19 protein-coding genes are annotated in these 23,414 nt (G+C 68.3%); 10 read left to right on the forward strand and 9 right to left on the reverse strand.

Features of this window, described 5'->3' with window-relative positions:
* The first annotated feature begins 65 nt into the window (after positions 1–65).
* Positions 66–227 carry a hypothetical protein gene (locus tag CQ040_RS20820; protein ID WP_181157111.1) on the forward strand — a complete coding sequence of 54 codons (162 nt, stop codon included), beginning with the start codon at positions 66–68 and terminating at the stop codon, positions 225–227.
* Positions 228–264: 37 nt separating this feature from the next.
* On the forward strand, positions 265–828 hold the full coding sequence (locus CQ040_RS19145; RefSeq protein WP_146113961.1) for a hypothetical protein: 564 nt from the start codon (positions 265–267) through the stop codon (positions 826–828).
* A 45-nt stretch (positions 829–873) separates the two neighbouring features.
* On the opposite strand, the gene CQ040_RS19150 is transcribed toward CQ040_RS19145, so the two are convergent.
* Together CQ040_RS19150 and CQ040_RS19155 are read right to left on the reverse strand one after the other, a co-directional pair.
* Positions 874–2,148, reverse strand: coding sequence for a glycosyltransferase (locus CQ040_RS19150; protein WP_105528359.1), 1,275 nt, complete (start codon positions 2,146–2,148; stop codon positions 874–876).
* A 13-nt stretch (positions 2,149–2,161) separates the two neighbouring features.
* Positions 2,162–3,394: a glycosyltransferase gene (locus CQ040_RS19155; protein WP_105528360.1), complete on the reverse strand. Its 1,233-nt coding sequence runs from the start codon at positions 3,392–3,394 to the stop codon at positions 2,162–2,164.
* A gap of 124 nt (positions 3,395–3,518) precedes the next feature.
* Between CQ040_RS19155 and CQ040_RS19160 the strand changes: the two genes are divergently transcribed.
* On the forward strand, positions 3,519–4,106 hold the full coding sequence (locus tag CQ040_RS19160) for a hypothetical protein (RefSeq protein WP_105528361.1): 588 nt from the start codon (positions 3,519–3,521) through the stop codon (positions 4,104–4,106).
* Between the two features lie 21 nt (positions 4,107–4,127).
* Here CQ040_RS19160 and CQ040_RS19165 read toward each other — a convergent pair whose 3' ends face one another.
* Both CQ040_RS19165 and CQ040_RS19170 read right to left on the reverse strand, forming a co-directional pair.
* On the reverse strand, positions 4,128–4,511 hold the full coding sequence (locus CQ040_RS19165; RefSeq protein WP_105528374.1) for a VOC family protein: 384 nt from the start codon (positions 4,509–4,511) through the stop codon (positions 4,128–4,130).
* A gap of 19 nt (positions 4,512–4,530) precedes the next feature.
* Positions 4,531–4,941: an MmcQ/YjbR family DNA-binding protein gene (locus CQ040_RS19170; RefSeq protein ID WP_105528362.1), complete on the reverse strand. Its 411-nt coding sequence runs from the start codon at positions 4,939–4,941 to the stop codon at positions 4,531–4,533.
* Between the two features lie 42 nt (positions 4,942–4,983).
* Between CQ040_RS19170 and CQ040_RS19175 the strand changes: the two genes are divergently transcribed.
* Positions 4,984–6,327 carry a DUF2252 domain-containing protein gene (locus tag CQ040_RS19175; protein ID WP_105528363.1) on the forward strand — a complete coding sequence of 448 codons (1,344 nt, stop codon included), beginning with the start codon at positions 4,984–4,986 and terminating at the stop codon, positions 6,325–6,327.
* Positions 6,328–6,383: 56 nt separating this feature from the next.
* Here CQ040_RS19175 and CQ040_RS19180 read toward each other — a convergent pair whose 3' ends face one another.
* Both CQ040_RS19180 and CQ040_RS19185 read right to left on the reverse strand, forming a co-directional pair.
* Positions 6,384–9,404 (reverse strand): glycoside hydrolase family 38 C-terminal domain-containing protein, encoded by a 3,021-nt coding sequence (locus tag CQ040_RS19180; protein ID WP_105528364.1) that lies wholly within the window; start codon positions 9,402–9,404, stop codon positions 6,384–6,386.
* Positions 9,405–9,510: 106 nt separating this feature from the next.
* Entirely contained in the window at positions 9,511–11,028 is a 1,518-nt protein-coding gene (locus tag CQ040_RS19185; RefSeq protein ID WP_105528365.1) for a family 20 glycosylhydrolase, read from the reverse strand.
* 179 nt (positions 11,029–11,207) lie between these two features.
* On the opposite strand from CQ040_RS19185, the gene CQ040_RS19190 reads away from it, so the two are divergent.
* The gene (locus CQ040_RS19190; protein ID WP_028500908.1) at positions 11,208–12,239 is read left to right on the forward strand and encodes a LacI family DNA-binding transcriptional regulator; all 1,032 of its coding nucleotides are present in this window, start codon (positions 11,208–11,210) and stop codon (positions 12,237–12,239) included.
* A 55-nt stretch (positions 12,240–12,294) separates the two neighbouring features.
* Here the strand turns inward: CQ040_RS19190 and CQ040_RS19195 are convergent, their stop codons facing one another.
* Entirely contained in the window at positions 12,295–13,605 is a 1,311-nt protein-coding gene (locus CQ040_RS19195; RefSeq protein ID WP_105528366.1) for a glycosyl hydrolase, read from the reverse strand.
* 214 nt (positions 13,606–13,819) lie between these two features.
* Here CQ040_RS19195 and CQ040_RS19200 point away from each other — a divergent pair, with 214 nt between their 5' ends.
* The 4 genes from CQ040_RS19200 to CQ040_RS19215 are packed head-to-tail and all read left to right on the forward strand — an operon-like array spanning position 13,820 to position 20,264.
* Positions 13,820–15,121 carry an ABC transporter substrate-binding protein gene (locus tag CQ040_RS19200; protein ID WP_105528367.1) on the forward strand — a complete coding sequence of 434 codons (1,302 nt, stop codon included), beginning with the start codon at positions 13,820–13,822 and terminating at the stop codon, positions 15,119–15,121.
* A gap of 3 nt (positions 15,122–15,124) precedes the next feature.
* Complete coding sequence (locus CQ040_RS19205) at positions 15,125–16,051, forward strand: carbohydrate ABC transporter permease (RefSeq protein WP_105528368.1); 927 nt, start codon at positions 15,125–15,127, stop codon at positions 16,049–16,051.
* Complete coding sequence (locus CQ040_RS19210) at positions 16,048–16,986, forward strand: carbohydrate ABC transporter permease (protein WP_105528369.1); 939 nt, start codon at positions 16,048–16,050, stop codon at positions 16,984–16,986. Before CQ040_RS19205 ends, CQ040_RS19210 begins: the two co-directional genes overlap by 4 nt.
* On the forward strand, positions 16,983–20,264 hold the full coding sequence (locus tag CQ040_RS19215) for a glycoside hydrolase domain-containing protein (RefSeq protein ID WP_105528370.1): 3,282 nt from the start codon (positions 16,983–16,985) through the stop codon (positions 20,262–20,264). The genes CQ040_RS19210 and CQ040_RS19215 overlap by 4 nt, the downstream gene beginning before the upstream one ends.
* Before the next feature lie 34 nt (positions 20,265–20,298).
* On the opposite strand, the gene CQ040_RS19220 is transcribed toward CQ040_RS19215, so the two are convergent.
* A complete protein-coding gene (locus CQ040_RS19220) occupies positions 20,299–21,225 on the reverse strand; it encodes an endo-beta-N-acetylglucosaminidase H (protein WP_181157096.1) in 927 nt (308 codons plus the stop codon).
* A gap of 224 nt (positions 21,226–21,449) precedes the next feature.
* Here CQ040_RS19220 and CQ040_RS19225 point away from each other — a divergent pair, with 224 nt between their 5' ends.
* On the forward strand, positions 21,450–21,695 hold the full coding sequence (locus CQ040_RS19225) for a hypothetical protein (protein WP_105528371.1): 246 nt from the start codon (positions 21,450–21,452) through the stop codon (positions 21,693–21,695).
* Positions 21,696–21,709: 14 nt separating this feature from the next.
* Here the strand turns inward: CQ040_RS19225 and CQ040_RS19230 are convergent.
* The coding region (locus CQ040_RS19230; protein WP_308736972.1) for a hypothetical protein at positions 21,710–23,414 on the reverse strand (1,705 nt) is incomplete at its 5' end.

Consider the following 23,414-nt stretch of genomic DNA (forward strand, 5'->3'; position numbering starts at 1 on the left):
TTTCATACGTTCATAGTCTATTCTGCCACTCGTGGCGGTTCGACATCGAACGTAGCGTTTCTGCCATGATACTCCTCATCGCACTCACCCTCCTGGCCGCGTGGGCGATGGTCGCCACCGTCATCGAACTGCGCCGCGACGGCTACCGCCGCACCCCGACCGACTGGAACCGCGTCGCCGGTCGCGACATCGGCCGGCAGGCCGAGTCCGGGCACATCTACCACTGATCCCCGCGACACAGCGGCCGGGGCTACGCTCGTCGTCATGAGCGAGCCTCAGCAGCCTCCCCACCCGCCATCCGCGCAGCAGCCCCCTGCATCGCCGCCCGCTCCCCCCGCGGTGCATCTGCCCGCAGTCCCGCAGTACCCGGCCGCCCCTCAATACCCTGCCACCCCGCAGTATCTTGCCGCACCGCAGCACCCTGCCACCCCGCAGTACCAGCCCGCACCGCAGCACCAGCCCGCACCGCAGTACTCGGCCACCCAGCAGTACCAGCCCGCACCGCAGGATCCGACCCGCACCGGCAATCCGCTCGGGGTCGCGGCGTTCGTGATCGCGGCGGCCACTCTCGCGGTCAACCTGCTCAGCTCCGTCGCTCGGCCGTTCGTGTACGGCGGCGATGGAGGGTTCAATTTCATGCTCGCCGTCGACAACGGGATCGGCATCCTCAGCTTCTTCACCTACGTCGTGGCGATGGTGCTGGCGCTGATCGCGGTGCGCCGTTCGGCCTCGCGGCTGCTCACCGGAATCGCCATCGGAGTCGCCGGAACCGGCATCATCGGACTCGTGTCCACCGCCCTCACGATCGGCCTGTACCAGTACCTCTGAAGAACCAATACCTCTGAAGAACCAGCACCTCTGAAGACGAGAGCGTCAGCGTTCGGCCAACACCCGCTCGTAGACCTCGACCATCGCCGCCGTGCGCGACGATTGCCGGAACGCCTCGGCGACCTCCGGAAGCGGGGTCGGGGCCGTGCCTCCTGCGATGTCGGATGCGGCCTGCCGCAGCGTCTCGGCAAGCGCGGCGGTGCGTCGCGCTTCGAGCTCACGGCCGGATGCCACAGCACCGGCCTCCGGAGAATCCGCCTCCGGTACGGCCCAGAGTCCCCCACCGAGCTCTGTCGCGATGTCGGGGTCGCAGATCACAGACGGCGTCCCGAGGGTGGCCGCCTCGAACGGAGTCATCCCCTGCGTCTCGAACCCGATCGACGTCTGCACGAGCGCATCGGCCGCGGCGATCCGGGCCAGTGTCTGCGGGTAGGTCAGGCGCCCGGCGAAACGCACACCGTCATGCCCGCGGACGATCTTCTCGGCGGCCGAACGCTGTGCGCCACCGCCGATGATCTCCAACTCGGCGTCGACCCCCGAAGCGATGAACGCCTCGAGGAAGGGCAGCAGCCGCTTCTCGGGACTCATCCGCCCGAGCCAGACGAAGCGCGGGCGCCCGGGCTCGCGCTGCATCGGCCGCGCTGCGAGTGTCTGCTCTCGCAGGTCGTCGTCGATCCCGTTCCAGATGACGTCGACGTGTGCGAACACCTCGTGCTGCTCGAGGCGCCGGGCGAAATGGGTCGAGGGAGCCGTGACGGCAGATGCTCCGGCGGCGAGGCCACGTAGGAATGCCCAACCGTCGCTGCCCCGCACCGGGCCCGCACCACTCGTGTCTTCACCGCCGCTCGTGGCTACACCGCGCATCGCGATGCCCCGCCAGGTGTTCAGCGCCGCGAGCACTGGCCGATGCAGTGGTGTCACGGCGGCGATTCCGACGTCGACGCGGTTGTGCATCGTGTGCACGACCGGGATGCCGTGGCGCTCGGCGTAGCGGTGCCCGATGAAGGCACCCCAGAAGTCGGCCTGCACATGAACCAGGTCGGCGGGCGGGCGACGGGTCATGGCCTTGTCGAGGAAGCGGTCACTCGCGCGGCCGGGCCAGCTCATCGAGTACTCGCGGTCGACGGTGATCGGCATCGATGGAAGGTCGATGTACGCCCCACCGTGAATGCCGGACGAGTCGCGCGACCCGTGCATCTTCGGGGCGACGACCGTCACCGTGTGCCCTGCGCGTTCGAGGAACTCCCGCTGGAGCCGCATCGACACCTGCGCTCCCCCGAGGGAGTCGAGGTGCTGATCGCCGAAGAAGACGATGTGCATGTCCGGCTGCTCGCTACTCGGGCAGCTGCTCGTCGCGGTACAGCGCCTCGAAGGTGTCGAGGGTGCGGTTGATGTCGTGGATCGCGACACCGTCGAGCGAGGCCTGCTGCATCCGCTCGTACTCCGCAGGTTCCGCGGTGAGCACATCGGTCAGGCGCGCAGCGAGCTCGTCGACGTTGCCCGGCTCGAACAGGTAGCCGTTCTCACCGTCGTGCACGAGGTGCGGGAGGGCGACGGCATCAGCGGCGACGATCGGCAGGGCCGAGGCCATCGCCTCCATGGTCGCGATGGACTGCAGCTCTGCGATCGAGGCGATCACGAACAGGCTCGCGCGCGACAGCAGGGCGCGCAGCTCCTCGTCGCTCGTGCGACCGTGGAATGTGACCCGATCGGCGAGCCCGAGCTGCACCGTGAGGTTCTCGAGCTGCTTGCGCTGGTCGCCACCGCCGACGATGTCGAACGTGGTCTCCAGCGCAGGATCGAGCTTCGTCATCGCCTTGAGGATGACCTCGACCTGCTTCTCGGCGGTGAGTCGGCCGACGAAGATGATGCGATTCTTCTCGCGCGGGGCGATCACGGGGGCGTACTGCGTGCGATCGATGCCGCAGCTGACGGGGATGACCCCCTTCACCTCGACGGTCTTCTCGAGGAAGTCGGCCGCCCGACGGGTCGGCGTGGTGATCGCGCGCGTCAGGTCGAAAGTCTTCTTGGCATCGGCCCACGCGAACTTCAGGATGAGATCGTCGATGAACTTCGGCATGGTGGTGTGGTCGAGGATGTTCTCGGCCATGACGTGATTGGTCGCGATGACCGGGATGCCGCGTTCGTGGGCGATCCGCGCCAGCCCGCGGCCGATCAGGATGTGGGACTGGATGTGCACGACATCCGGCTGCACCTGGTCGATGACCTTGCGGGCATAGGGCTTCGAACGCCACGGCCAGATGAATCGCAGCCAGTCATGCGGGGGCCAACGCACCGACGGCAGGCGGTGCAGCGTCATCGGCTCGCCCTCGATGACCTCGGTGTGCGGCTGAGCGCGACGGTAGGCCTGGTTGGGTGCGACGACGTGCACCTCGTGCCCGCGCTGCACGAGGCCTGCGGCGAGGCGCTCGGCGAAACGGGCGGCGCCGTTGATGTCGGGGGCGAACGTGTCGCAGCCGATCACGATCTTCAACGGGCGAGGGGCGGATTCGGCGGCGGGGCCGCTCGACGGATCGATCGGATCGTCGGAGGAGGTCACAGACATGCTGCCTTACGATGTGGCGGCCAAGGAGAGCCCTGGTCGGGCGCTGGCCACTCTACCGGAGGGCCCTGATCACACGGCCGAGGCGTACCGGGCATCGCTCAGGCGCAGCCGTTACCGTGGAGCCATGCGACTGACTGCCGACGCCGATCCCCAGCTGTGGATTCCCGTGACGGACTCGCTCGGGTGGAAGGGCCGCCGGCATCGCAAGGTGGCCATCCGGATGCTGCTGGGCCAGGTGAACGCAGCGGTGGGCGCGACAGAGCGGCCGGGGTCGAAGTTCGGCGCGTGGGCGATGAGCCAGGCGGCGCCGATGCTGATGAAACGGGCGGACGGTCGCGTGCTGGTGTGGACCTGGAAGGCCGAGCCGGATTTGGTCGTGGCGATGGCGACCGCGCAGGTCTTGACACCGGACGTGCGCATCGCGCGGGCCTCGATGCCGATGGACTACGACGACACCGAGTCATTCCCCACCCGCCTCGGCGTGGGCGAGAAGCTGCTGGTGCCGATGCCGCCGTCTCCGGCGTCGCCGCCGTTCGCGACGTACACCTGGGACACCGGCACGCATCTGGTGACCCTGACCGCCGTGTGCAGCGACAAGGAGCGGTTCGGCACGCTGGTCGGCGCTCTCGACGACCTGGCACGCAGTCTCCGCATCGCCGACGACCTCACCGGCGGGGAAGCCCCCGACGTGCTGCGGCTCGATCCGGCCTGATCGCCCTCTCCCGCTACCGGGTCAGGACGCTACTGGTCCCGCGGGGTCTGCCGGCGGCTGCCACAGCTCGATCGCGAGTCCTTCCGGGTCGTGGATACGGGCGAACGTTCCGTATTCGTCGGTGTTCCACTCGTCGCGGCGCTCCACCGGGATGCCCTCGGATTCCAGCCGCGCGGCGAGTTGCTCGATGTCGGTCACGCGCAGATTGAGCATGAACTGCTGGTCGGCGGCGAAGTAGTCGCTGTCGACAGGGAACGGGGCGAAGACGGTCATCCCCGCGTCCTGCTGCCAGATACCGGTGTGGCCGGCGCTGATCCCCAGATGCTCCTGGTACCAGGTGGCCCTCGCCTCCGGATCTCTGCTGCGGAAGAAGAGGCCGCCGATGCCTGTCACGTCTGAGGTCATGTTCCTGTTGTAGTGCATCTCACTCCAGCCCGCGCTCCCCCAGCCACTGCTTCGCCACCCTGGCAGGCGCCCGCACCAGCCAGGCATCCGTGATGATCTCGACGAGTCGCTCGCGATCGACGACATCCAGACGCACCAGCAACCCCGGGTAACCGTCGAAGTGCGGGATCGTGAACAGCGCCTCGGGCTCGGCCGCCAGCAGCGCCTCCTTCTCGCCGAGGTCGGCGACGCGCACCGCGAGCACGGCACCATCCGGCCACGCCCGTCCGAGCTCGGCGAGCTGGCGCAGGTCCGTCGCGCTCGGGCCCCGGAGCCACGCGAACTGACCGCTCTTCAGCCGCCAGGCCGCCGCCCCGGTGTGGCCGCTGACCGCCTCCACCGCGCCGGGGAAGGCGAGGGCGATCACACGCACGTCATCGATGCTCACCATCCCGCCATCGTCCACCCGCTGTCGTCCTGCCACAATGGCCAGATGCTGCCCGCTTGGACGCGCCCGCCGTCACATCGCGAACTCCTCGACCGCGGCGAGGAGGCCCGCAAGCACGCACCTCGACGCGCCCTCGCCGACCTCGCGAGCGGCGAGCGCGACCCCCTCGGCATCCTCGCCACGCAGAACAGCTCCCGCATCCCCGAGCTGCTTCCGCTTCGGGCTGAGCGCATGTCGACGAGCCCCTTCGCGTTCTACCGAGGAACAGCGGCGCTGATGGCCGCCGACCTCGCCGATGCTCCGCACAGTGGCATCTTCGTCGCCTCCTGCGGCGACGCCCACGTGTCGAACTTCGGGTTCTACGCCTCGGCCGAACGACGACTGATGTTCGACCTCAACGACTTCGACGAGGCCGCCTGGGCGCCGTGGGAGTGGGATCTGAAGCGGCTCGTGGCGAGCATCGTCGTCGGTGGCCAGGCGAGCGGCCGCTCCGACGAGGTCATCGATGCTGCGGTCCTGGCCGCCGTCGCCGGATACGCCCGAGGTATCGCCCGCGCCACGGAGTCGAGCCCCACCGCCCGCTACTTCACGCACTTCGACGTCGCATCAGCGCGGTCCATGCTCGACAAGGCGTCGCAGAAGGCGATCCGCGGCGCGGTGAAGCAGGCAGAGCGACGGACGGGCGAACGCGCGGTGCGTCGACTCACTGTGGAGGATGCCGACGGCCGGCGCCGTTTCCTGCACGACGAGCCGACCACCACGCCGGTCGGCCCCGCCCTTCTCGATTTCGTGCAGGATCTGCTGACGCAGTATCGCCGCACCACGAGCCCCGACGTCGCCCTGCTGTTCGACCACTTCACCGTGAGCGACGTCGCGCGCCGCGTGGTCGGCGTCGGCAGCGTCGGCACGCGCTGCTACCTGGTGCTCTTCCAGGACGGCGAGGGCAGCACGGTCCTGATGCAGCCGAAGCAGGCGTCGCAGAGCGTCCTCGTCGAGTACGGGCGCATCGTCCAGCCGCCCGCGCTGCAGGAGGCCATCGGCTCGTCGGGCGAGGGGGCTCGCGTCGTCGCGATGCAGCGCATCCTGCAGGCGCTCTCCGACCCGTTCCTCGGACATATGCGCAACGCGAACGCCGACTTCTACGTGCGGCAGTTCCACGACATGAAGGGCAGCATCGACGTCGAGGACCTCGAAGACGGGCCGTTCATCACCTATGGCCAGGCGTGCGCCGCGACCATCGCCCGCGCCCACAGCCAGTCGCTGACGGCCACCGAGGTCGCGGGCTACATCGGCAGCGGACGTGTGCTCGGACCGGCGCTGCTCGAATGGGCGCGCGCCTATGCCGCGGTGTCACTGGCCGATTACGAGCTGTTCCGCGCGTCGCTCTGAGAAGAGCTTCGCCCCCGCGCACCGCCAGGCACGCGAGGGCGAAGAAGCAGCCCGACTCAGCGCACGATGCGGAGCGTGCGCACCTCGAACGGCCGCAGCTCAAGCACACCGCCGGTCCGCGCCTCGTCGATGTCGTCTTCGATCAGACTCACCTCGCGCACCTCGCGGTGCTCGAAGCCGACCGACAGCTCACCGACCGCACGTCGCCCGAGCGCCTCGTACACGCGCACGATCACGTCGCCGGAGCCGTCGTCGGCGAGCTTGACCGCCGACACCACGATGCCCTCGCCCTGCACCGACACCAGCGGTTCGACCTCGCGCCCACCGTGCACGACGGTCGGAAGCGTGTTGATCCGGATGCCCTCGGCCGTGGCGATCGCGGCGTCCGCGCCGATCACGAAGCCGACCTCGATCTCGTGGTGGCCGTGATCGGTGTCCGGGTCGGGGAACCGCGGCGCCCGCAGCAGCGAGAGCCGCACGGTAGTCGCGACCGCGTCGTCCGACACCTCGCGCGACGTGTCGTAACCGTAGATCGAGTCGTTCACGAGAGCGACGCCGAAGTCCTGCTCGCGCACCAGCACGAAGCGGTGCATCGAGGTCTCGAACTTCGCCGCCTCCCAGCTGGTGTTCGTGTGCGTCACCCGCGACTGGTAGCCGAACTGCGTCTCGGCGTCGGTGTGCGCGGCCTGGATGTCGAGCGGGAAGGCGAGCTTGAGCAGCTTCTCGGTCTCGTGCCAGTCGACCTCGTTGCGCAGCAGCACGGTCCGGGAATCCGGTGCGAGGACGATCGTCTGCGAGATGGTCGACTCCGAGAACGGACGCACGACCGCGATCTTCGCGACACCGCCGACCAGGGACGCCTCGATGGATGAGACCGCGGTGAGGTCCTCGACGCTGTTGCGGTAGTACCGATCGATGTCCCACGCATCCCACATGTTCGGGAAGTCCTGGTGCAGCTGGAACAGGTTCGCGGCCTTGCCCGCAGCCACAGCCTCGCGCCCGGTGGCCTTGTCGACGGCCGAGACGATCAGGCCCTCGGCGGAGACCAGCACCGAGACGAGCTCGTTCTCCAGGCGCCAGCCGCCGGCCTCCTCCGTGAGCGAGACCGCAGCGGCGGTGGACTCGGGGACGAACGCCGCTCCGAGGGCACGACCGCCCTTCCCGACGCGACCGACCGAGGTCGGCTCGAACCGCAGCTCGCGGTCGCCTTCTCCGGCCAGCGAGCGACGGGCGGCCACCGAGATGTCCTCCGCGTCCGACAGCACATCGGTCAGCAAGGAGACAGCCTCGCGGTGCACCCAGGCGATCGAGGTGCCCGGCAGGATGTCGTGGAACTCGTGCAGCAGCACGGCCTGCCAGAGCCTGTCGAACTCGGCCTGCGGGTACGCGGCACCGGTGCGCACGGCATCGGTGGCGGCCCACAGCTCGGCCTCGATCAGTGCGTGCTCGGCCCAGCGGTGCAGCGCCTTGGTGGCGTGCTGGCTGGTGAGCGTTCCGCGGTGCAGCTCGAGGTACAGCTCGCCGACCCAGACCGCCGGGTGCGGCAGCTCGGCCTTGGCGGCGTCGAAGAAGACGTCGGGATGCTCCCACACGACCTGCGCGCTGCCCTCGAGGTCACGCAGGCGCTCGGCCTTGCCCGTCATCTCACGGGTCGTGCCGCCACCGCCGTCGCCCCAGCCGACCGGAGCGATCGACCGCGAGCTGAGCCGGTTCTCCTTGAACTGGCGAGAGGCCTTCGCGACCTCCATGCCGCTCAGCTGCGAGTTGTAGGTGTCCATCGACGGGAAGTGCGTGAACACCTGCGAGCCGTCGATGCCCTCCCAGAGGAAGGAGTGGTGCGGGAAGACGTTCTGCTGGTTCCAGGAGATCTTCTGCGTGAAGAACCACTCGAACCCGGCGCGGCGCATCAGCTGCGGCAGGGCCGGCGAGTACCCGAAGCTGTCCGGCAGCCACACGCCCTTCGAGCGGATGCCGAACTCGCGCTCGAAGAACCGCTGCCCGTGCGAGAACTGCCGCACGAGCGACTCTCCCGTCGGCATCACGGTGTCGGACTCGACCCACATGCCACCCAGCGGCAGGAAGCGCCCGGCGGCGACCGCGGCCTTGACCCGCTCCCACACCTCGGGGCGGTGCTCCTTGATCCAGGCGTACTGCTGCGCGCTGGACATGCCGTACTGGAACTCGGGCTGCTCGTCGATGAGCGTCGTCATCGACGAGGTGGTGCGCGCGACCTTGCGGATCGTCTCGCGCACGGGCCACAGCCACGCCGAGTCGATGTGCGCGTGGCCGACGGCCGAGATGCGGTGCGCGCTGGCCTCGGCGGGAGCGGCCAGCACGTCTGCGAGGCGAGTACGGGCGTCGGGAGCCGTCGCCACGATGTGCTGCAGATCGAGCACGTCGAGGGCGTCGTCCATCGCCTGCAGGATGCGCATGCGGCGCGGCGACGTCGCCGGCAGCTCGGCCTGCAGCTCGAACAGCACCTCGAGGTCGAGGGACAGGTCGAAGACCTCCTGCTCGAACACGGCCAGGTCCATCCGGCGCGCACGGTAGAGGCGCTCCTTCGAGGAGGTGAGGATGTCGCCCTCCTGCGTCGGCAGGAAGGGGTGGTAGTCGAGCAGCACCGGGTTGGACGCCGCCTCGAGGTACAGCTCGACGGGTTCGTCACCCGCGGCGGTTTCGGTGATGGGCACCCACTGGTTGCGCGGGTTGATGCTCTTCACCGGGATCGGGTCGGCCTGCGCACCACCCTTGCGATAGGCCAGGGCCTCGCACTGGAAGCCCGTCATGTTCACGTCGAAGCCGAGGTCGATGAGGGCCTCGACCCGGCGCCCCGCCCACTCTGCCGGCACGCGTCCGGTGAGCTTGAACCAGGTGGTGCCCCACGCCGGACCCCAGGGGGCGCCGACGGTCCCGGGTTCGTAGTCGAGGGCGAGCCCTTCCGCAGGAGCGATCGGCTCGCCGGGCAGCTCGTGGATCTCGACGTCCAGCGGCACGGAGGCCGAGTGGATCGCCGGGCGGATGCGCTCCTCGAGCACGCGCTTGACGCGGCCGACGGTGAGCGAGGTGTCGTCATGCATTGGTGGGTCTCCGGGCTCGAAGGTGGGTGGTGGCGGTCGTGATGATGATGGCGGTGCTGGTGGTGGCGGTCGTGATGATGATGGCTCGGCAGCGACGGGCTCGACGCTACCCGGCCGGTCGAGACGCGGCGGTCGCAACACCGATCGCCGCGTCGATCGCGCAGAAGTCGTCGTGCGAGAGCGAACTCCCTCCGTTCCAGGCACGCTCGGCCATGGCGCGAAGCGGTCGACGAATGCCGTCTGCGACCTCGACCGGTGTCTGCGCTGCGGCATCGTCGGACCAGACCGAGAACGACGCTCCGAGGAGCCGCACCGGATAGGGCGGCACGATTTCCTGCCGCACCCCGCCCGGAAGCGACGGGAACAGCCCGGGATGCCAGTCGGCCTCCCAGATGCGCTCACTCGTCGGATACACGTAGCCCGCCTTCTCGCCGAGAACGTAGTAGAACAGCGCATCGTGGAAGTTGACGAGCGGATTCCCCGCTTCGATGGCAGCAGCGAGCGGCTGCATCTGCGCATGCCAGTTCGTCCACCACGTGAGCACGATGTCCTGATCGAGGACGACCGCTTCGCTGCGGAGCATCCCGTCGTTCCAGACCCGGGGCGCGAGCCCCTTCGCGCGGAGGTGCGCGGCGACCTCGTTCACGAAACCCGTCAGCAGGTCGAAGCCCGTGCCGGACGGCCCGTACCGCTCTCGTGCCACCTCTGCAAGCGCGGGGTACTCGTCGATGCGGGCGAAGTCGACGAACTCGTCTCCGCCGAGGTGCCAGTTCGTGCTGCGCGGGAACACAGCCGCGACGTCGTCGATCAGCGCCAGCGCGAACTCGCAGGCCTCGGCACTGGTGATGTCGAGCGCGTGGTCGGTGGATGGTCCACCCTCTGCCGGCAGCCGATACGCCGGGTGCGCGGAGAGCGCGTGGCGGAGGTGCCCCGGCATGTCGAGCGAGGGCACGAGGTCGATGTGCAGATCGGCGGCTGCATCCGCCACGGCCACCGCCTCCGCGCGGGTGACGTGCTCGGAGGAGACGATCTCGGGGAAAGCCGTCGACCCGATCCGGAACCCCTCGTCGTCGGAGACGTGCCATTGGAACGTCGTGATCCCGACGTCGGCGAGCGCGTGCAGCAGGTCGATGATCCACGAGGCGGGAAAGTAGCGGCGGGCGGCGTCGAGGTGGAAGCCCCGTTCCGCCACCGTGGGAGCCGATGACACCCGACCCCTCGGCACACCGCCCTGCGCGCGCAGGTTGTGCAGCAGCTGTCGCGTCGCCCGGAACGCTCCGGCGGCACTGCGCGCCCGCACATCGATGTCGGTGTCGACCTCGATCTCGAACGACTCCCTGTCGTCGTCACGGTCCCTGTCGCCGTCGCTGTCGCCGCGCCGCAGCCGAACGACTGCGGCCCCGCCGCTCGGGATGCCGAGGGCTGCGAGCTCACCCGACAGCCGTTCCGCCTCGCGCGCGTATTCGGGCTCCTCGGCGATGACCTGCACAGATGACGGGCGCCAGACGCCGACCCCGAGCGCGAGGGTCGTCGGCTGCGGGATCGCCAACCATCGCGCGATCTCCTCGCCGCTGACCGGGTGCAGGCGAGTGCCCACCTCGGTGAGCGACGTGTCGTCATGCATGGGTGGGTCTCCGGCTCGACAGTGAGTGCTGGTTCAGACAGTGAGTGCTGGTTCAGGGTCTGCAGGTGGTGCGCTGCGACCGATGCTATCTGTTGTACTAAAGCGATCTAGTGGAAGAGTCTAGAGCACGCCTGCACATCTTTTCCCGAGGCTAAACCGATCAAGTAGGGTGAGTGACTATGAGCCCGGCGAAACGTGTCACGATCGCCGATATCGCACGCATGGCGGGGGTCTCCCCCGGCGCCGTCTCCTTCGCGTTGAACGGCCGCCCCGGCGTGAGCGACGAGACGAGACAGCGCATCCTCGCGATCGTCGACGAGAACGGCTGGCAGCCGAGCTCGGCAGCGCGTGCGCTGGTGGGAGCGCGCGCCAACACGGTCGGGTTCGCACTCGCCCGGCCCGCCCGATCCCTCGGCTCCGAGGCCTTCTTCACCGACCTCATCGCCGGGATCGAATCCCGCCTGTCGGAGAGCAAGGTGAGCCTGCAGCTGCGTCTGGTCGCCGACATCGCAGAAGAGATGGAGGTGCACCGGCAATGGCGCTCCTCCAACCAGGTCGACGGCTTCATCTTCATCGACCCCCGCGACGACGACCCCCGCGTCGGGCGCATCGAAGCTCTCGACGCGCGGGCCGTCATGATCGGCTCCGAGCCGTCCCCGGAAGGCTCAGTGCCCAGCGTCTGGATCGGCGACGACACGGTCGCCGACACCCTGTTCTCCTACCTCACGGCCCTCGGCCACGCCCGCATCGCCTATGTCGCCGGCCCCGCCGAGCTCGAGCACACGCGGCTGCGCGCCGAGGTGCTCGAGCGGATGACCGCCGACGGGCTCGAGGGCGAGGTCATCACGACCGACTTCTCGCCGGCGCGCGCCTCCGCCGTCACCCGGGCGCTGCTGTCGGGCAGGCAACATCCGACGGCGATCGTCTACGACAACGATGTGATGGCGGTCGCGGGTCTCCGCGTCGCCCAGGAGATGGGCCGCGCCGTTCCTCGCGATGTCTCGCTCGCCTCGTTCGACGACTCGGTCATCGCAGGTCTCATCAACCCGTCGATCACGGCGATGACGCGCGACACCTTCGAGCTCGGCGAGCGGGCCGCCACTCTCCTCCTGCAGCAGATCGAGGCGGGAGCGAACCTGCCGAGCGTCGAGGGTCCGACCCCCGTGCTCACCGCTCGCGAGAGCACCGCGCCGCCCGCGCGCACGGTCTGATCGGTTCTCGCCCACCCCGGCTGCGCGTGGGCCATGGCGGTCGAGCAGCCGGCTGTCAGCCCTGGACGACGGTGTTGACCGAGCCGTAGCGGTCGACGACATCGGCCGACACGTCAGGACGGATGAGACGACGGATGCCACGCGCGTCGAGCGCGACCGGGTCGAGCGCGTCGCGCGACGTGACGAGGGTGGGATCGAGGCCTGCGGCGCAGGCGTCGACCCAGGCCTGGAACACCGCACCGCCCGGGCTCAGCGCGGCCCGGCTCACCGGCACCTCGCGCTCGTCGACATCCACCACGATCGCCGTGTCCCTCGCCGGAGGCGCGGTGCGCTGTCGCAGTTCGGGGATGAGCTCGGCCAGACGCCGACCGATGGGCTTGGCCGCGCCGTCCTGACCGATCAACCCGAGGGTGTACTCCAGTTCGGGGAAATCACCGAGGTCGCGGCTCACATCGTGCGAGCACCACCAGGTGATGCCCCAGAGGTTCTCGGTGCGCACGGCCGAGCGCACGGTCGCCTCGAGGAAGCCCGGCATCTCGTCGTCGGTCAGGCAGTTCGACGGGGCGCCGACCTCCTGCAGCCACACCACGCGGTCGGGGTCGGTCGCGAAGGCGCGGGAGAGTTCGATCAGGTACTCGGCGTGACGATCGGAGGCGACGGAGCGGCCGCCGTAGCGCTGGGCGGTGCCGTTGAAGATCCAGGAGTGGATCGTGGTCATGGCGCCGAGTCGCGACGCGTGGGCCGGCGTGAAGCCGTGGCCGTCCATGTACCAGACCGCGTCGTACTCGCTGTGGACGTGCGGGACCCCGGGGGCCGCTGCCTCCGCCGCCGCCAGCAGGGCCGAGATCCAGCCGCCGGCCTCGTCCTGGGTGACCGGCCACGGCGAGGGGTGCGTGTGCGCGGAGAACTGGTTCGTCTCGTTGCCGAGCGTGAGGCCGAGGAAGTTCGGCGCCTCGCCCAGAGCCCGCCCGAGCCGGTCGACGAGTGCGACCTGACCCTCGAGCGCCCGCGGGTCGGTGAACATGTTCTTGTCGTGCCAGGTGTAGAGCCACGAGGGAACGAAGTCGAAGCTCGACAGATGCCCCTGGACCACGTCGATGCTGGCGTCCATCCCGAACTCGCCGGCGATGTCGACGACGGCGCGGACGTCTTCGATCGCCTTCTCACGGATGAGCGTGCGGTTCGGCTGCAGCACGGTCCACAACGGGAACACTCTGACGTGGTCGAGGCCGAGTTCCGCGAGAGCCGCGAAGTCGCGGCGCACGTCGTCGGGGGTGAAGTCGAGCCAGGAGTGCATCCAGTTCTTCGACGGCGTGTAGTTCGCCCCGAACCTCAGAGGAGCATCGAGGGCGCCGCGCTGCGTCATGTGTCAGACCTTTCGGACGTGCCCTCCGGCGAGGGCGGATCTGGACCACTATAACGCTTGAGCAACAGACGACGCACTCCCGCGTGCACCAAGGCAGTATGCCAGCGGCCGGGCGTCTTGACAGCGACGGAATCGAATGGTTTCATCTGCTAAAGCGTTGTAGTCCTCTGATCCGGACATCACGCGGATTCGCCCGCCTCGAGGAAGAAGCACGATGAAAGTTCCCACACGCATTGTCGCTCTGGCAGCATTCAGCATCGGCGTTCTGGCGCTGACGAGTTGCACGGGAGGCGGGGGATCCTCCGGCGCTTCCGGCCCCATCGACACGTCGGGCGAACTCAGCGGCACGATCCAGTTCCAGACGTGGTCGCTCAAGAACGAGAAGTTCACCCCCTACTTCGAAGACCTCATCGACGCGTTCGAGAAGGAGCACCCCGACGTCAAGGTCGAGTGGCTCGACCAGCCCGGAGACGGCTACCAGGAGAAGATCCTGAGCCAGGCGAACGCCGACACCCTCCCGGACGTGCTGAACCTGCCGCCCGACATCGCCTACCCGCTGGTCGCCGCAGGCAAGCTGGTCGACCTGGACACGGCCGACCCCGACTTGAAGTCCGCCTACAACACCGGCGCTTGGGACGCCTACAGCGAGTACCCGGGCCTGGAGGGCACCTACGGCCTGCCGTGGTACCTCTCCAGCGACGCATCGTGGTGGAACCTCGCCCAGCTCGCCCCCTTCGGCGTCACCGAGGCGAACCTCCCGACCACGGTCGACGAGCTGCTCACCCTCGCCGAGGACGTGGCCACGGAGTCCGGCGGCAAGGTGCAGCTCCTCTCCTCGATCCCGGCCCTCGACACGTTCACGGCCGCCGGCATGGAGGTCATCAACGACAAGGGCGAATTCGACTTCAACACCGACGAAGCCGCCGCGATCATCGACAAGTACGCCGACGCGTACGCGGCGGGTGCGATGCCCGCCGAGGCCCTGACCGGCGACTACGGCGGAAACGCGGAAGCGTACATCCAGGAGAAGGTCGCCTTCACGACCGGCGGCACCGGCTTCACGACCGACCTGCAGAAGGATGCACCCGCACTCCTGGAGAACACGGTCGCGACGTCACGGCTCGGTATCGCGCCTCTCTACGTGCAGGGACTCAACGTCTCGGCCGACTCCGACAACAAGGAGGCCGCGCTGGCGTTCGCGGAGTTCGCGACGAACCAGGAGAACCAGGTGGCCTTCTCGTCCCTCGCCGTCGGCACCGCGCCCGGCACGATCGACGGCGGCGACGAGGTCGTCGACAGCATCGCCTCCACGGTCACCGACCAGAAGCAGCTCTCCGCGATCGACACGGTCTTCGGCGCGATGAAGGACGCCAAGGCGCTGCCCTTCCAGTGGACCTCCGACATGGCCACATACATGACCCAGCAGATCGCTCTCGCGGTCAACGGTGAAGCGGATTCGAAGGCCCAGCTCGACAAGATCGTCGAGTACGCCAACGCCAACCGCGTGGACAAGTAAGCCATGCGCGCGAACACCGGCATCCGGGCCGGCCGGAAGACGATGAGATCCCACAGGTGGTTCACCCCCTGGCTGCTCCTCGGGCCCGCCGTCGCCTGGGTGCTGGTGTTCGCGCTCTGGCCGTTCCTGAACACGGTCTTCCTCAGCTTCACCGACGCCAAGCCGCTGCGGACGCCCGAGTTCGTGGGTGGAGCGAACTACGAGCGCATGTTCGGCGACGAGATGTTCTGGAACGCCCTGACGACCTGCCTCATCTACGTGGTCGTGTGCGTGCCGTTGCTCACGATCCTCCCGCTGCTGCTGGCACTGCTCGTGCAGAAGAAGCTGCCGGGCATCTCGTTCTTCCGCACCACGTTCTACTTCCCCGTGATCGCCTCGGTGGTCGTTGTCGCGCTCATCTGGACGTGGCTCTTCGACAGCCGAGGCATCATCAATCAGACGCTCGAGTTCCTCGGGCTGATCGACAAGCCGATGGCGTTCCTCGTCGACCGCTGGCTGCTGCTCGGCTGTGCCATCCTGCTCACGGTCTGGAAGGGGCTCGGCTACTACATGGTCGTGTATCTCGCGGCGCTCGGGAACGTCGGCAAGGAGCTGCACGAGGCCGCGATGCTCGACGGCGCCGGCTCCTTCCGCCGCTTCCTCTCCGTGACGATCCCCTCGGTGCGCGGCGCGATGCTCCTCATCTCGGTGCTCATAGCCGTGTCCGCCATGAGGGTGTTCGCCGAGCTCGACGTGCTCTCCAAGAGCACGGGCGGACCGGGCGGATACGACATGTCGCTCGTGATGCTGATCCGCCAGGTGGGCTCCGGCCTCAACGGGAACATCGGATACGCGTCCGCCATCAGCGTGGCGCTGTTCCTGCTCACCCTCATCCCGCTCGTCGCGATCGCCGTCATGAATCGCGAGAAGAAGGCGAAGGTCACCGCATGAGCGTTCTCACGCCACCCCGCACCGAGGACGAAGGTCGTGCCGCCGATGCTGCTCCCGCGCGCCCGGCGCGCGAACGCATCTTCCGCCACCGCGGTTCCGGTGATTTCAGCAAGCCGACCCTGGGCGGGCTGATCGGTCGATACGCCCTCCTCCTCTTCGTCCTCGTCATCGTCATCGGCCCGTTCATCTGGCAGCTGTCGACGTCCTTCAAGGGAGCCCAGGAGAACATCTACTCCTTCCCGCCCGAGCTCATCCCGCGGGAGCCGACGCTGCAGAACTACAGCAGGGTCGCCGACGTGGTGCCGGTGTACCTCTACGCCTGGCACTCGTTGCTCGTGTCCGTCGGCACGGTCATCAGCAACGTCGTGCTGGCGACCTTCGCCGGCTACGCACTGGGCTGCATGAGGTTCCGCGGCAAGTGGATCGTGATGGCGATCCTCCTCTCGACGCTGCTCTTCCCCGGAGAGGTCACGGTGACGAGCAACTTCCTCACGATCCGCGCTCTGGGGCTGGCCGACACTCTCTGGGGCGTCTTCCTCCCGGGCGCGATCAGTGCGATGAACGTGCTGCTGATCGCCACCGCGTGCCGCATGATCCCGAAGGACGTGCTGGATGCCGCGACCGTCGACGGTGCGACGACCTGGCAGCGCATCCGCCACATCGTCTGGCCGAACATCCGCGGCATGGTCTCGGTGGTCGCGATCTTCGCGTTCATCGGCGCCTGGGACGACTACCTGTGGCCGCTCATCGTGTTGTCCGACCCGTCGAAGTACACGCTCACGGTGGGAATGGCCTACCTCAACAGCAGCTTCTCCGTCGACCCGCGCCTGATCGCGGCGGGCACCATGATCGCCCTCGTGCCGATCGTCATCATGTTCTCCTTCACGCAGCGGTTCTTCTTCAAGGGCGTGCAGGAGGGCGCGATCAAGGGGTGAGCGCCGTACATCTCACGCCGGCGGACGGGCCGGCCGATCCTCCGTCGTCCCGTTCCCGAGCGGGCGTGCTGCCCGGCGCGGTGCACGCCTTCGCGTTCGACCCCTCCGCCGGCGAGCAGCGGATCGACATGCCGGGGCTCGCCGACCTCGAGATCTCCCCTGACACCGTGCTGCACTGGGCGTTCTATGCCGACGGACCGGCCGCGACCCTGGCACCGCATGCCGCCCTCGCGGTGACGGTCGATGTGCGCTTCGCGGACGGCACGCGGCTGAGCGAGACGTCGGCCGTGCGCGACCGCTACGACTTCCCGGTCACGGCGCAGGCGCAGTTCGACGCCCGCTGGAGCATGCCCGAGCAGTGGAACGCCGACACCGTCTCGCTCGCGCCCTTCGCGCACCGCAGCGGCACGGTCGAGATCGTGCTCGGCACCGCATCGCTCCTCGGAACCGCATCGCTCTCCACCGCTGCGGACCTTCCTCCGCGGTGCACCGGGTTCGTGCAGCTCGTGGTCGAGGAGCGGCCCCCCGCCCCCGACCTCCCGCCCGTCGAACGTGTCGACACCCGCCGCGGCTCGCACTCAGGTCCACGGTTCTCTCGCGGCAACACCATCCCGGCCGTCGCCGTGCCGCACGGATTCACGTTCGTGACACCCGCGACCGATGCAGAAGACTCGCGCTGGCCCTACCGCCCCTTCGTGCACGACGATCCGCAGGGGCGACGACTCGAAGCCCTCCAGTTCTCCCACCAGCCCAGCCCCTGGATCGGCGATCGCTCGGTGCTGCAGCTGATGCCGTTCCTGGGCACACCCACTTCGCGGCGCGCAGGTCGCCGGCGCTGGATCACTCCCGGCTCCGAACAGGCGCGTCCGCACGAGTATGCAGCCGAGCTCGGCGACGGCCTGCAGGTCGAGATGACGGCGACTGCGCACGGTGCCGCGTTCCGCGTCCGCAGCGCGGATCCCGACGCTTCGGTCGGCTTCGTCATCGACCAGCTCACCGACGAGGGGAGTCTCGTCTGGACCGAGGCCGGAGGCTTCGAGGGATGGATCCCGGAGGGCCCCGAGGATTGGGGCAACGCTCCTCGCTGCTTCTTCGCGGGCGCCATCCAGCCTGCCGGGGACGACGCGCAGGGAGCCGGGCGGGCTCCCGAGCACGGCCCGCTCGATGACGACGGACGCAGCGAGGTCGCGGGCTACGTCGCCGGATGGGGATCGCTCGAGGTGCGGATCGGCATCTCCTTCCTGTCGGTGGAGCAGGCACGGCACGCCCTGGAGACCGAGGCACCCCCGTCGATCGCCTACGAGGAGCTGCGCGACGACGCCGCCGCATCCTGGAATCGGCTGCTGGGACGGGTGTCGGTCCCCGCCCTGCCCGCGGCGGAGATCCCCTATCGTGCACTCGCCGATGAGGAGCATCGATCCCGGATCGCGGCCGCTCTGCACCGCATGCACCTCTACCCCAACAGCGCCGCCGAGAACGTCGGGACGGCAGCGGCGCCCCTCTGGCGATTCGCCGACGTGTTCGCCGCGCGACGTCCCCCCGGTGAGGACACACCAGCTGCCGATGGCGAGCTCGTCGTGAACAACGGCTACTGGGACACGTATCGCACCGAGTGGCCGGCACTCGCGCTGCTCGACCCCGCCCTCGCCGGGCGGCTCCTCGACGGGCAGCTCGAGCAGTATCGCCGCGGGGGCTGGATGGCGAGGTGGAGCGCCCCGGGGTACGTCGACAGCATGGTCGGCACCTCGAGCGACCAGATCTTCGCCGATGCTGCGCGTTGGGGCGTGGGATTCGACCACGTCACCGCGTTCGAGAGCGGATGGCGGAACGCCTGCGAGCCAGGGCCCGATGCGCGCCGCGGCCGCAAGGGCATCGTGAGGGGCCGATTCACCGGGTACATCTCCTCAGACGTGCCGGAGGGCATGAGCTGGAGCATCGAGAACGCGGTGAGCGATGCCGCACTCGGTCGCTTCGCCGCGCAGCTCGCGGCCGAATCCGCATCGACGCCCGCAGCCGAATCCGATCCCGCACGCTATCGATCCTTCGCCAGGTACTTCGCGAATCGAGCACGGTCGTATCGCACGCTGTTCGACGACGACACGGGGTTCTTCCGGGGCCGGGACGATCTCGGCACCTTCGCAACCGGATTCGATCCGCGGTCGTGGGGCGGAGACAACGTCGAGACGAACGCCTGGGGCATGTCGGTCGGCGCGGTGCACGACGGTACGGGGCTCGCCGACCTCTTCGGGGGCCCCGTCGGTCTCGGACGACACCTCGACGCCCTGTTCGCGGAGCCGGAGACCGCCGACGAGCGGTTCGGCGGCGCGTACGGCACCGTCATCCATGAACAGCGCGAGGCGAGGGCGCTCCGTTCCGGGATGTGCGCGATCTCGAACCAGCCCGCGCACCACATCCCCTTCATGTACGCGTTCAGCGATCGCCCGTGGCAGTCGGCGGGGATCGTGCACGACCTCGCCGGGCGGCTGTTCGCCGGAGCCCACATCGGCCAGGGATTCCCCGGCGACGAGGACAACGGCGAGATGAGCGCGTGGTGGCTGTGGGCCGCGCTCGGACTGTACCCGCTGGAGCTCGCCTCGGGTCGACTGCGGATCGGTTCGCCGCTCTTCGACGACATCCGCGTGGATCGCGGCGACGGCTCGACGCTGCGCATCCGATCCCGGCGAACAGGGCCATCGGCTCATGTGCTGCAAGAGGCACGAATCGACGGGGCGCTTCTGCCCTCGGCTGACCTGCCGATCGATGCGCTGGTCGGCGACGCCGTGCTCGATCTGGTGTTCGGTGTCGATCCGGCTTCCTCGCTCGAGACGGGTGCGCCCCTCACGAGCGAGGCCCCCGACCCCTCAGCGCGCGGTGCGACCGAGCCCTGGCGCGCAGACCTGACCTCGACCGGGGGTGACCCCATCTTCTCCGCTGCGGTCGCCCACCCCGACCGGGTTTTCGACGACGGAGCGCCGGCGGGGCATGCCGGCACCATCCTGCACCAGGGGGAATGGGTCGGGTGGCGGTTCCCCGAAGCTCGCGGCATCAGTGATCTCAGCGTGACCACGACGGGTTCGTCGCTCTCGACAGCCCTGCGCTGGGAGGTGCTGGGAGCGGACGCGAGCTGGACTCCCGTGACGACGACGCATCAGGAAGAGCTGCTTCCCGACCGCACGACGCCGTTCACCCTGACCACGCGGATCGTGACCTCGGCGATCCGCGTGCGCGCGGAGGCCGAGGTCACGATCCGTCAGGTCGAAGTGTTCGACCTGGACTGATCAACCCACAGGACTGATCAGGGTTTTCGCCAGGTCACGGTGCTGCCTTGTACTCCGTCGCCTCCCCCTTGAGCTCCTGAGTGATTCCGGAGAGGAGCTGCGACTGATCCGTGCCGGTGAGGTTGTACGCCACGTACACGCCGTAGCCGTCAGCCACTGTGCGCTGGGCGAAGTCCGTCGCCGTCGACGCGCTCACGTTCGCGAGGTCGACCGCCGCTGCTCCGAGTCGGCTCTTGTCGCCGAAGCCCGGAATCGTCGGCGCGTTGTACGTCGGGTAGTACGGGTTCCAGGCGTAATCGATCACCCCGGCGACGTCGAACTGGCTGAAGTCGGTCACGGTGTACGTCTCGCCGATCGCGTACAGGCTGATGATCTTGTCGGGCCCGAGGCGGTCGCGGAGCGCCATGGCCAACCACCCGAATGACTCCGCATTGGGCTGCGGAGTGCCGTTGGCGCCGTACTGCACGTACTCGTCATCGAAGTCGATGCCGTCGAGCCCGTAGGTCGTCACCGCGTCGGCGAGCTGCGCGGCGAACGCATCGGCGTCTTCGTACGAGGAGAAGTTCGCGAACCCCGCCCCCTGGTGGTTGCCGAGCACCGAGAGAAGCACCTTGGTGCCGCGTTCCTGCACGGGGCGGATCTGGTTCTCTGCGTCGTCGAGCGTCGCGGTGACGCGGTCGTTGAAGTGCAGATAGGCCTTCTCGCCGTCGTAGTTGATGTTGGCGGCGAAGATGATCGCCATGTCGACGGCCGGTTTCCCCGAATCAGCCAGGGTGTAGTCGGCGACATTGGCTAAATCGTTCGAGTTGACCTCGACGTATGCCACCACCTGCGGGTCGACTGCCGAACTCTCGGCGACGGCAGGCGAGGCCGCGGCGGCACCGACCACTGCGACCGCCAAGCCCGCGAGTGCCGCGAGACCCTTTCGGAACCGGTGAATCCTGATGTGCGACTGAGTCATGGCTGATCGTCTCCTTCATCATCGATATCGAGATCAGGCCGCTTCGATGCGACCTGCGGCTGACTATATCGCTTAAGTGGACGGAGGTGAAGAAGTCGATGAAGCAGGTGATTCTCCTCCTGCACCGAGGCCTCGGATAGCGCCCTACCCACAACTACTGGGCTGCTGGCTCAGGGCCACCGGAATACCGTGACAAGTTGGACGCCCGGACTCACACTGGAGGCATGCGATTGACCGACCCACAGGTATGGACGCTGATCGGCGTGTTCGCCGCAGTGATGCTCGGCGGCATGACGCTCATGACGACGCAACTGAGCCGCATCATCCGCGCCGAGATAGGTCGCATCGACGGCACCCTCTCGGCGCGCATCGATGGCGTGGACGCACGACTGGGGCGCATCGAGTCCAAAGTCGACGACCTCGACAAAGAGCTGACGAACCTCGCCGTGCGCTTCTGGCGGTCGCAGTAGCTCTCACGGGCCGATCAGACCGTCACATCTCCCACCAGGTTGACCTTGATGCCCATTCCGGCGAACATCGCAGCCTTCGCAATCAGGGCCTTGTCGGCCGTCTCGGCATCCGGGGCGTAGACCAGCTGTGCATGGTTGGCTTTGTGGCGGGCCATGAACTGATCGCGCGAGACTCCGTGCAGCACCACGTGGGCGATCGGCCACTCCGGGTTGGTGGCGTCCTTGCGGCGCTGGGTCTCCTCCGTCGGCAGCTCGACGACCGAGGCACGGAAGATGTCGGCCTGCAGGATGCCCTCTGCGATGAAGACGCGCGAGAGCACGATCTCGCCGGGCTTCGAGACGCCGTTGATCGTCGCGCCGCCCGCGGGGAAGAACACGTGGCCCTGCCGCCATCCCTCGGCGTGCTCCCACCCGCCCAGATGCGAGGCCGGCACGGAGCCCGAGATCTCATAGACCCAGACGAACTCTCCGTCGAAGTCTTGCCCCCAGCGCACGTCGTGCAGGGTGTTGTCGGGCACGAGGCCCATCGCACGCCACACCCGATCGGTCACGAGCGCGTCGACGGCGACGCCCTCATCCGCCTCGTTGAAGTGCGGGAAGGCCCGACCCTCGTGCAGGACGCGAGAGCCGTCGCGCGAGGTGACCGGCGGGCGCTCGGTGGAGTTCAGGATCCCCTCGGCCAGGTCGGATGCCGGCACCAGGTCCTTCAGCCCCTGCTGGTACTGGATTCCCACGGCGTCGAGCCCGAAGTCGTCGGCGATGCGGAGAGCGGCGATGTACATCTTCAACTGCCACTGCACCTGCTCGCGCGTGAGCTCGGTGACGGCATCCTCGCCGTACCGGAAGGTCATGCCCGCGTCGATCAGCCAGTCGTAGGCGGCATCCGCTTCGCCATCGGTGACTTCGAGCATCTCGGCATACAGGGCCGACTGCGACAGGCGCTCCTTGTAGATGCCGGTCTGGTTGAGCAGCTCGTCGTCGAAGATCGCGTTGTACATGCCCATGCAGCCCTCGTCGAAGACGCCGATGATGGCCTTCTCGGCGAGCAGTTCTGCGGCGAGGGCCTCACCCAGCTGCTTCTCGGGACTGTCCGGCAGCTCGGGCAGCGCCCGCACGTGCGAGGCGTCGTGGGTGATGGCGCCGGTCTCGGTCCACTCCTTGATGCCGTCGGTGAACCACTCGTCGGTGAAGTCGACCGACCAGGTGGTGGCGTAGGGCTTGTCCATCTTGGTCAGCCCCGCGTTCAGGCCGAGGAGCCCGACGAGCCCGGGCCAGTCCCCCGCGAAGTTCGCGACGGTGAGGATCGGCCCCTCGTGCGAACGGAGGCCGGCGAGCACGTGGTGGGAGTACTGCCAGTTGGCGATCGCGACGACCAGCGGCGCATCGACGGGGATGCTCTTGAACACCTCGAGACCCATGCGCTGACTGGAGATGAAGCCGTGCCCGGTCTCGGGGTCGACACCGAACGGACGGATGACCTCCCACCCGAGTGCGTTCAGCACTCCCGTGACGCCGTGCTCCAGCTCGACCTGCGTCGGCCAGCCTGCGACGTTCGCCGACTCGCGCAGGTCGCCGGACGTGATGATGTATGCCGTCTTCGGGGCGGTCGTCGGGCGGGATGCCGTCGTCGGCAGGGTGTAGGTGGTCATGATGCCTCCGAGGCGGTGGGGGTCGGGTTCGTGGAAGTGGGTTTCGTGGGAGTCGGGTTCGTGGGGGTCG

The sequence above is a fragment of the Microbacterium sp. MYb54 genome (genome assembly GCF_002979515.1).
In the GTDB taxonomy this organism is placed as follows: Bacteria; Actinomycetota; Actinomycetes; order Actinomycetales; family Microbacteriaceae; genus Microbacterium.